At 71.8% G+C, this 8,946-nt stretch carries 10 protein-coding genes; 6 read left to right on the top strand and 4 right to left on the bottom strand.

From position 1 onward, the window contains the following. The coding region (locus AOK03_RS26710) for a hypothetical protein (RefSeq protein WP_063792584.1) at positions 1-1,012 on the top strand (1,012 nt) is incomplete at its 5' end. An 88-nt stretch (positions 1,013-1,100) separates the two neighbouring features. After that, entirely contained in the window at positions 1,101-2,054 is a 954-nt protein-coding gene (locus AOK03_RS26705; RefSeq protein WP_055567894.1) for an SGNH/GDSL hydrolase family protein, read from the top strand. Here AOK03_RS26705 and AOK03_RS26700 read toward each other — a convergent pair. Both AOK03_RS26700 and AOK03_RS26695 read right to left on the bottom strand, forming a co-directional pair. Continuing rightward, positions 2,023-2,319, bottom strand: a complete 297-nt coding sequence (locus tag AOK03_RS26700) for a DUF397 domain-containing protein (RefSeq protein ID WP_055567893.1) — start codon at positions 2,317-2,319, stop codon at positions 2,023-2,025. The genes AOK03_RS26705 and AOK03_RS26700 overlap by 32 nt on opposite strands. Continuing rightward, entirely contained in the window at positions 2,279-3,127 is an 849-nt protein-coding gene (locus tag AOK03_RS26695; protein WP_055567898.1) for a helix-turn-helix domain-containing protein, read from the bottom strand. Before AOK03_RS26695 ends, AOK03_RS26700 begins: the two co-directional genes overlap by 41 nt. A 144-nt stretch (positions 3,128-3,271) precedes the next feature. Here AOK03_RS26695 and AOK03_RS26690 point away from each other — a divergent pair, with 144 nt between their 5' ends. Both AOK03_RS26690 and AOK03_RS26685 read left to right on the top strand, forming a co-directional pair. Then, on the top strand, positions 3,272-3,730 hold the full coding sequence (locus AOK03_RS26690; RefSeq protein WP_055567892.1) for a DUF7144 family membrane protein: 459 nt from the start codon (positions 3,272-3,274) through the stop codon (positions 3,728-3,730). Then, positions 3,727-5,016, top strand: a complete 1,290-nt coding sequence (locus tag AOK03_RS26685) for an ion channel protein (RefSeq protein WP_055567897.1) — start codon at positions 3,727-3,729, stop codon at positions 5,014-5,016. Before AOK03_RS26690 ends, AOK03_RS26685 begins: the two co-directional genes overlap by 4 nt. Here AOK03_RS26685 and AOK03_RS26680 read toward each other — a convergent pair. Further along, positions 4,981-5,610 carry a MarC family protein gene (locus AOK03_RS26680; protein WP_055567891.1) on the bottom strand — a complete coding sequence of 210 codons (630 nt, stop codon included), beginning with the start codon at positions 5,608-5,610 and terminating at the stop codon, positions 4,981-4,983. The two genes, AOK03_RS26685 and AOK03_RS26680, sit on opposite strands and share 36 nt — an antisense overlap. Positions 5,611-5,640: 30 nt before the next feature. Beyond that, the gene (locus AOK03_RS26675) at positions 5,641-6,549 is read right to left on the bottom strand and encodes a LysR family transcriptional regulator (RefSeq protein ID WP_208609604.1); all 909 of its coding nucleotides are present in this window, start codon (positions 6,547-6,549) and stop codon (positions 5,641-5,643) included. Positions 6,550-6,704: 155 nt separating this feature from the next. Here AOK03_RS26675 and AOK03_RS26670 point away from each other — a divergent pair, with 155 nt between their 5' ends. Next, a complete protein-coding gene (locus AOK03_RS26670; RefSeq protein WP_055567890.1) occupies positions 6,705-8,000 on the top strand; it encodes an SGNH/GDSL hydrolase family protein in 1,296 nt (431 codons plus the stop codon). After that, positions 8,000-8,946 (top strand): MFS transporter (locus AOK03_RS26665; RefSeq protein WP_157869090.1); only part of this gene is annotated, 947 nt, incomplete at its 3' end. The genes AOK03_RS26670 and AOK03_RS26665, both read left to right, overlap by 1 nt.

Here is an 8,946-nt window from a genome sequence, read left to right as displayed (position 1 = left end):
TCGCGGGGTCTGTTACGAGGTGGGGGACGGGGAGGGCCCCGCCACCGCGTGGCACGCCGCCCGGATGCGCCGCGACCTGCGCCGCATCCGGCACGAGCTGCACGCGAACTCCGTCTCGGTCTACGGCACCGGGGTCGAGCGGCTCGCCGCCACCGCCGCCGAGGCCGCCGAGCGCGGCCTGCACGTCTGGCTGCAGCCGCGCCTCGGGGACGTGCCGGAGCGGGACATCCTCGACCACCTCGCCGAGACCGGGCGGCAGGCCGAGCGGCTGCGGCGGCAGGGCGCTCGCGTGTACCTCAGCGTCGGCTGCGAGTTCGTGCTGTTCGTGCCCGGCATCGTGCCCGGCGCCGATGCCGTGGAGCGGGTCGAGAACATCCTGAAGGGGAACTACGACCCCCAGCAGATGGTCCGGAAGACGCGGCGCTTCATCGGCGTCGCCGCGAAGACCGGGCGCGGCGTCTTCCGGGGGCCGCTGACCTACGGCGCCGCGCACGACGACGACGTCGACTGGTCCCTCTTCGACCTCGTCAGCGTGAACTACTACGGGTACCACGGGAGCCCGGACGGTTACGTCAAGGACCTCACCCCGCACACGCGTTGGGGAAAGCCGGTCGCCATCACCGAGTGCGGTTCCTGCACGTACGAAGGGGCGCCGCAGGACGGCGGCATGGGCTGGTACGGATCCATCGACTACACCAAGGATCCGCCGGAGATCACCGGCGGGCTGAAGCGCAGCGAGGGCACCCAGGCCGCGTACCTCTCGGACGTCTTCGACGTCTTCGAGTCCATGAACCTGCACGCCGCGCTGGTCTACCAGTTCGTCAGCCCCGAGCTGCCGCACCGGCCCGACTCCCCGCGCCACGACCTCGACATGGCCGGTTACGGGCTGACGAAGGCCGTCCGGAAGCGGCCCGACGACCCCGAGTCGCCCTGGCACTGGGAGCCGAAGGAGTCCTTCCGCGTGCTGGCCCGCCGCTTCGAGCGGGCGGAACGCGGTCCGGCCGCCCGCTGACCGGACTTGGCACGCGGAGCACTTCCCTCCCCGACGCTCGTGTGTTTGCCTGGTGGCCATTTCGGCTGTCTGGGGCGGGAGTTGCCGCATGCGGAAGCGGAAGCGGAAGCTGAGTCTGTGGGGCGCGGGGGTCCTGGCCGGGGTGCTGGTGCTCGGCGCCTGCGGGGACCCCGGCTCCGGGGACGCGGCACCGGCCGACCTCCCCGGGGCCACGGATCGCGCGGCGCCTCCCGAACCGTCCGCGGCGCCCTCCGCCACGACCCGGCAGCGGGCGGCGAGGGACGCGCCCGACGCACCGGCCAAGCCCGCACCCAAGGTCCTCTACCTCGGCGACTCCCTCGCCATGGAGAACCAGGACGTCCTGGGCGCGCAGTTGAAGGACCGCCTCGGCGCGCGGTACCGCAGCGCGCCGTACTCGGGGACGACCCTCTGCGACTACCTCGACGGCACGGGCGAGGACTCCCTCGTCCCCGACAAGGACAAGGCGGCCGCCCTGGTGCGGGCGGAGCGGCCCGACTACGTCGTCCTCCAGTTCTGGGGCAACGCATGGGGCTACACGCCCTGCATGAAGGGGATCACGTACGACCAGCAGCGCGACAAGTACTTCGACCGGTACGCGGCGGACGCGCGGCGGCTCGCCGCGCAGATCCGGGGCGCGGGCGGGGTACGGACCCGTGTCGTGTGGGTCCTCCAGGGACCCGACGCGATCACGCCCGACCGCGTGCGGCGCGTGAACTCCATCTACGAGGCACAGGCCCGCGCCTCGGGCGGCCTCGTCGCCGACGCGGGCAAGGCGGTGGCCCCCGCGTCGGCGCGTTACACGTGGGTGGAGAAGCTGCCCTGCACGGCGTACGAGCGGGAACATCCGGCGTACTGCACGGAGCGGGGCGCCGGTCGTACGGCGCTCCACCTCGACGACGACTTCCTGCACTTCTGCCTGGCGCCGACCACGGCCAAGTCCCGTCCTTGCCCGGTTCGTTCGCCGGGCATCCGGCGGATGGCCGAGGTGGTCACCTCGCGGATCGCGGGAGATCTCCGCTAGCGGCGGCGGTCACGAAGCGGGTGAAGGCGGTTCGGGTGACGGTGAAGGTGGGGCCGGTGGGGCTCTTGCTGTCCCGTACGGCGACGGTGCCGTTGCACTGGGCTTGAGCGAGCTCTATGCAGTCGCCGCCGGTGTTGCCGCTGTACGTCGACTTGCGCCACGTGGCGCCGTTGCCGGGGGCGCATTCGATGCAGTCGCCGCCGCTCGTTCCGCTGTAGGTCGACTTACGCCACTGTGCGCCCGTCAGGTGCTGCACGCTGTCCATAGCGTTCCTCCATCACGCGAGCGATCAGTTCTGCCGAGCTGTCCGTCGAGAGAGCGCAGCCCTGCAGTCGAGCGTATCCGACGGAACGCTCCCTGATCACTTGCGGATTGGCAGTCATGTGCCCGGTGTCGTAGCTCTCCGCGTAGAAGAGGTCCGGGGCGTCATCAAAGCGAAGGAGATTGAACGCGCCCATCATTCCCGTGTGCTGACCGACCGAGTAAGGCAACACCTGGATCTGCACCCACGGGTGATCTCGGAACTCCAGCAGGTGTTGCAGCTGACCCCGCATCACGTCCGCGCCGCCCACCTCCTGATGCAGCACTGCCTCGCCGAGCACAACCCACAGGGCAGGCGGGTACTGGCGCTCAAGAATGCGCTGCCGTTCCAGTCGCGCAGCCACCAACTCGTCGGCCCTATCCGGGTGATCAACGCAAAGTAGCGCCCGAGCATAGGCCTGTGTCTGCAAAAGCCCGTACACCAACTGGCACTGGTACGTGGAGATGAAACTCGCCTGCGCCTCCATCTCCGCATACGCCTGAAACCAAGGCGGCAACTGGCTCCGCAACACCAGCCCCACCAACCGCGAGAACAACCCATCCGTCCCCAGCGCCGCGTCCACCCGTTCCGAGAAGTCCCTCGTCGGCACCCTCCTCGTCGTCTCGACCTGGCCGATCAGTGACGCCGTGACGAAGACACAGGACCCCAACTGCGGCTGGCTCAGGCCCGCTGCCTCGCGGAGGCGGCGCAATTCCGAGCCGTAGTAGTCAAGGGGGGACGCGCTGGGGTCGAGGTCGCGCAGTTTGACCATGTGCACAGCGTAATCAGCCGATCGCGCTCAGGTGACGGAAATCACGTAACTCGTCGTGTCACCCGTTCGGCGCAAGCCCGGTCGCCCCGGGCCGAACCCCGTTCGACGCTGTGGGTCCCTGAACGCAACAGAGAAGGGGACCCCATGAGCACCGCGACCGCGCCCGACGCGCCCAACTCGCCCGATCCGGGCAAGAGGCCGGAGCACGACGAGAGCGGCTCCGCGCTCTGGGCGTCCGGCGGCACGATGTTCGCCGGTGTCCTGATGATGGTGAACGGCATCCTCGGCATCTTCGAGGGCATCGCCGGTATCGCGAAGGACGACGTCTACGAGCGGATCGGCGACTACGTCTACAAGTTCAGCCTCACCACGTGGGGCTGGATCCACCTCGTGCTCGGCATCCTCGTGGCCGTCGTCGGCTGGGGCATCCTCAAGGGCGCGAGCTGGGCGAAGGCGACCGGCGTCGCCCTCGCGGCGCTGGCCATCGTGGCGCAGTTCCTGTGGCTGCCGTACACGCCGGTCTGGGCGCTCATCTCGATCGCGATCGGCGTCTTCGTGATCTGGGCGCTCTGCAACGACCGCTCCGACGTCGCCGGGCCCTGACCGGGTCCCCGGCGGGCGCCCGCGCGCTGGCGCCGCTGATCGTCCCGGCCCTGCTCGTCGGGGTCGGGGCGAGTCTGTTGCTGCTCGGGCTCAGTTGGGTCGCCGAGCGGCTGCAGGACGTGCTGTGGGAGCGGCTGCCCGACGCGCTCGGCGTATCCGGGACGTCCGCGGGGTGGATCTTCGGCACGCTGACCGTGGTGGGCCTGGTCGTGGGGCTCGTCGTGTGGAAGGTGCCGGGGCACGCGGGGCCCGACCCGGCGGCCATGGGGCTCGTCGATCCGCCGCTGCCGGTGCGGCTGCTGCCGGGCATCGCGCTCGCCGTGGTCATCGGGCTCGCGGGCGGGGTGAGCCTCGGTCCGGAGAACCCGATCACGGCCATCAACATCGCCCTCGCGTACGCGCTCGGGATGCGGGCCATGCCGCGCTCGCGGGCCGCGGACTGGGTCGGGCTCGCGGCGGCGGGGACGGTCGGCGCGCTGTTCGGCACGCCCGTCGCCGCGGCGCTGGTCCTCTCCGAGATCTCCGTGGGGGACGACCCGCGGCCGCTGTGGGACCGGCTGTTCGCGCCGCTGGTGGCGGCGGGGGCGGGGGCGCTGACGACCGTGCTGGTCGCGCATCCGGCGTTCCGGATCGAGGTGCCGCCCTATCCCGGGGCGCGGCTGGTCGACGTGGTCTCCGCGATGGCGATCAGCTCGGCCGCGGCGGTGGTGGGGCTCGCCGCCGTGTACGCGTTCCCGCTCTTCCACCGGGCGTTCCGGCAGCTCGGGCACCCCGTGGTCATGCTGACCGCCGGCGGGCTCGTGCTCGGTGCGCTGGGCGCGCTGGGCGGGCACCTCACGCTCTTCAAGGGGCTGGAGGAGATGAAGGAGCTGACCGCGCACGCCGACGCGCACGGCGCCGGGAACCTGCTGCTGCTCGCCCTCGTGAAGCTGGCGGCGCTGGTCGTCGCCGGGACGTGCGGGTTCCGGGGCGGGCGGATCTTCCCCGCGGTGTTCGTGGGCGTCGCCCTCGGCATGCTCGCGCACGCGCTCGTCGATGCCGTGCCGCTCTCCCTCGCCGTCACCTGCGCCGTCCTCGGCATCCTGCTCGCCACCACCCGGCAGGGCTGGCTGAGCCTCTTCACGGCGGCCGTGGTGGTGATGGACATGGCGCTGCTGCCGGTGCTGTGCGTGGCGGCGCTGCCCGCGTGGCTCCTGGTCACGGGGCGCCCGGAGATGCTGGTCGAGGAGCCGGACCCGGGCGCCGTCCCGTCAGTGGCCGTCGCGGGCCACCGCGACCCCCAGTGACGTCAGGCCGTCCAGGACCAGGTCCACGCCGACCGCGGCGAGCAGCAACCCGAGGAGACGGCCCAGGAGTTCGATGGTGGCGTGGTGCGTGCGCTGCAGGACGCGGACCAGGACGACCACGCAGAGCAGGTCGATCACGATCACGGTGACGTACGCGCCGACGACCGTGGACCGCCACGTCCAGGAGTCGCGGGCCGCGCCCTCGATCAGTACGGCGGTCATCGCCAGCGGGCTCACCACGTACGGCATGAGCAGCTGCCGCACCCCACTCGCCAGGTCGGGCGCGTCCGTGTCCGCGCCGTCCGAACCGAGGTGGATGCCGAGGACGAGCCCGACGGCGTAGATGAAGAAGATGACGCCGCCCGCGAGCTGCAGTGCGGGCGTCGAGATGTGGAAGAGGTCGAGGAGCCAGGGGGAGGCGATGCCGGTCACCAGGCCGACGAAGACCGCGGCCGCCGACGAGATCAGCGCGATGCGCCGCAGCTCGGCCGTGGGATGGTGCTGCGCGAGCCCGGCGAAGGCGAGCAGCACCTTGGGCGGCCCGACCACGGAGAAGAACGTGATGAATGCGGCGGAATAGCTCAGAGCGGTCATGCGGGCATCCTGCACGCCCCAGGGCCCGTCCTAGAACGCCGCCGGGCCGCCGTTCGCCTCGACCGTGTCCCTTACCGCCCGGATGAACGCCTCCGCGCGGGCGTTCGTCCCCTCCGTGCGGTGGATCAGCGCGACGTCGGCGGACGGCACGTCGTCCAGGGGGACGAAGGTGACGCCGGGGCGCGCGTAGTACTTCTCCACGGACGCGACGACCGGGGAGATGCCCTGGCCCGCCGCGACGAGGGTCATCAGCTCCTGGAAGGACGCGACGGCCTGCCCCCGGCGGATCTCGCGGCCGCTGGGCGTGCGCGGCGGGACGTGGAAGTCCCACCAGTACGCGGGCGCGCCGTTCACGACGCCGAAGAACGTCTCGCCCGCCAGCTCCTCCAGGGAGACGGAGGTGCGTCCGGCGAGCGGGTGGCCGACCGGCATCGCCAGCAGGCGCGGTTCGTTGATGACGACCGGGCCGACGGTCAGGTCCGGCTCCTCGACGGGGAGACAGGTGAACAGCACGTCGACCTCGCCGCCGCGCAGCGCGCCCAGCGGATCCTGGAACTGCGTCTCCCGCATCCGCACCTCGACCGCCGGGCGGCGCTCCCGGAAGAGGGCAAGGATCGGGCCGGTCAGCGTGCCCGCGCCCGCGCCGAGGAAGCCGACGTCCAGCGCGCCGCCGACACCCCGCGCGGAGTCCTTGGCGCGGGCCACGGCCGCCTCCATCTCCTTGTGGAGCGGCGCCAGATCCTCGTACAACTGACGGCCCAGCGGGGACATCCGCACCACGCGGCTGGTGCGCTCGAAGAGCGGGGCGCCGATCTTGCGCTCCAGCTTCTTCAGCGTCTGGCTGACACGGGCCTGTGAGAGCAGGAGGCGCTCCGCGGTGCGGCCGAAATGCAGCTCCTCGGCCAGGGTCAAGAAGGTCTCCAGCTCTTGCCGCTCCACCGCATACCCCCTGTGACCTGCATCGATAAGCCTGAGCGCGTCGATCGTTCCACAGATCGCCGTTGATGGGGGACCGCTCCCGGCGGATCTTTGAGGAGTCAGGACGGCGGCCCGCCGGACGGACACCCTCCCTCTTCAACCACCAGGAGCCCACGATGATTTCGCGTGCCCGCACGACCCTCGCCGTCACCGCCACCGCCGCCGCTCTCGCCCTGACCGCGGGGCTCGCCGTGACCGGCGCCCAGGCCTCCTCCGGCCACGACGAGAAGGGGAAGGAGGCGGGGCAGGGTTCTTCTTGGACCGCCGCCTGGGCGAGCGCCCCGCAGCGGCCCAGCATCGGTTTCAAGCCCAACTGGTCCGAGGCGGGCTTCGACGGCCAGACCCTGCGCCAGGTCGTCCGCGTCACCGAGGGCGGCGACAGAGCCCGCATCCGGCTCTCGAACGCGTACGGGACGTCCCCGCTGCGGATCGCGGGCGCCACCGTCGCCCGTACGGCGAAGGGGGCGTCGGTCGAGCTGGGCTCGGTCAGGCGGCTCACCTTCGGCGGGAAGGCGTCGGCGTCCGTACCGGCCGGTGGGGAACTCTCCAGCGACAAGGCCGACCTCGACCTCGACGCCTTCGAGTCCGTCACCGTCACCCTGCACCTCTCCGGCACGACGGGACCCGCCACCTTCCACGCCCAGTCCTTCGCGACCAGCTACCGGGCGGACGGCAACCACACCGCCGACACCGGGGGCCGCGCCTTCGGGGAGTCGACCGAATCCTGGTACTACCTCTCCGGCGTGGACGTCGGCAGCTCCCGGACCGCCCCGAAGCGCGACGGCGTCGTCCTGTTCGGCGACTCCATCACCGACGGCTTCGCCTCCTCCACCGACCGCAACCGCCGCTGGTCCGACGCGCTCGCCGAGCGCCTCGACAAGGCGGGGAAGCCGCGCCCGGTCCTGAACGCGGGCATCGGCGGCAACCTGGTCCTCAACGACTCGGCCTGGTTCGGGGAGAAGGGCACCAACCGCCTCTCGCGGGACGCCCTCGACCTGCCCGGCGTCGGCACGGTCGTCGTCCTCGAAGGCCTCAACGACATCGGCTTCAGCGAGACCGACAAGCCCACCTACAAGCCCGCCCCGGTCGTCTCCGCCCGCGAACTCATCAACGGCCACCGCAAGTTGATCCGCGAGGCGCGGGCGAAGGGCGTGCGGGTCGTCGGCGCCACGCTGCTCCCCCTCGGCGGCTCCGACCACTACGGCAAGCACGCGGCCGCCGTGAGCGACGCGTTCAACCGGTGGGTGCGGACCTCCGGCGAGTACGACGCGTACGTCGACTTCGACAAGGCCCTCGCCGACCCGCAGGACCCGGAGCGGATCGCCCCCGCGTACGACAGCGGCGACCACCTGCACCCGAACGACGCGGGGTACCGGGCGATGGCCGACGCGGTGGACCTGGAGACGCTGTGATGACCACGCCGACTGCGACCACCACCATGACCGGGCGGCAGAAGCTCGTTCTCGCCCTCCTCCTCGGCTCCCAGTTCATGATCGCCGTGGACTTCTCCATCCTGAACGTCGCCCTGCCGGTGGTCGGCGAAGGGCTCGGCTTCTCCCTCGCCGACCTCCAGTGGATCGCCACCTCGTTCGCGCTCGCCGCCGCCGGTTTCACGCTCCTCCTCGGCCGGATCGCCGACCTGTTCGGGCGCAAGCGGCTCTTCATCGGCGGCATGGCGCTGCTCGGCCTCTCCTCGGCCCTCGGCGGCCTCGCCACCTCGCCGGAGGTGCTGCTCACGGCGCGCGTGCTGCAGGGGCTCGCGACCGCGGCCGTCACCCCGGCGGGGCTCGCCCTGCTCACCACCGCGTTCCGCGAGGGCCCGCTGCGGGACCGGGCGCTCGGCCTCAACGGCGCCCTGATGTCGGCGGGCTTCACCGCCGGCGCCGTCCTCGGCGGGCTCCTCACCGAACTGCTCTCCTGGCGCTGGGCGTTCTTCGTCAACGTGCCCGTCGCGGCCGCCGTCGTCGCCCTCGCGCCGTCCCTCCTCACCGACTCGCGGATCGTCTGCAGACACCGTCTCGACCTGCCGGGCGCGGTCACCGTCACCGGCGGGCTGCTGGCCCTCGTCTACGGCCTGACCCGGGCGGGCGGGAGCGGCTGGACCGAGCCCGTCGCGCTCGGCGCGCTGCTCGCGGGCGCGGGCCTGCTCGTCGCCTTCTGGTTCGTGGAACAGCGCTCGCCCGCGCCGCTCGTGCCCGTCCGCATCATGCGGCGCCGCTCGGTCGTGTGGGGCAACACGGCGGGCCTGATCGCCTTCGCCACCGAGACCTCGCTGGTCTTCCTCATGACGCTCTACCTCCAGGAGGTGCTGGGCTACTCGGCGCTCGCCACCGGGCTCGCGTTCGGGGTCCTCGGGGT

Origin of the sequence: Streptomyces atriruber (genome assembly GCF_001418325.1) — a bacterium.
Classification (GTDB): domain Bacteria; phylum Actinomycetota; class Actinomycetes; order Streptomycetales; family Streptomycetaceae; genus Streptomyces; species Streptomyces atriruber.
This window is presented reverse-complemented; position numbering and strand designations above follow the sequence as displayed.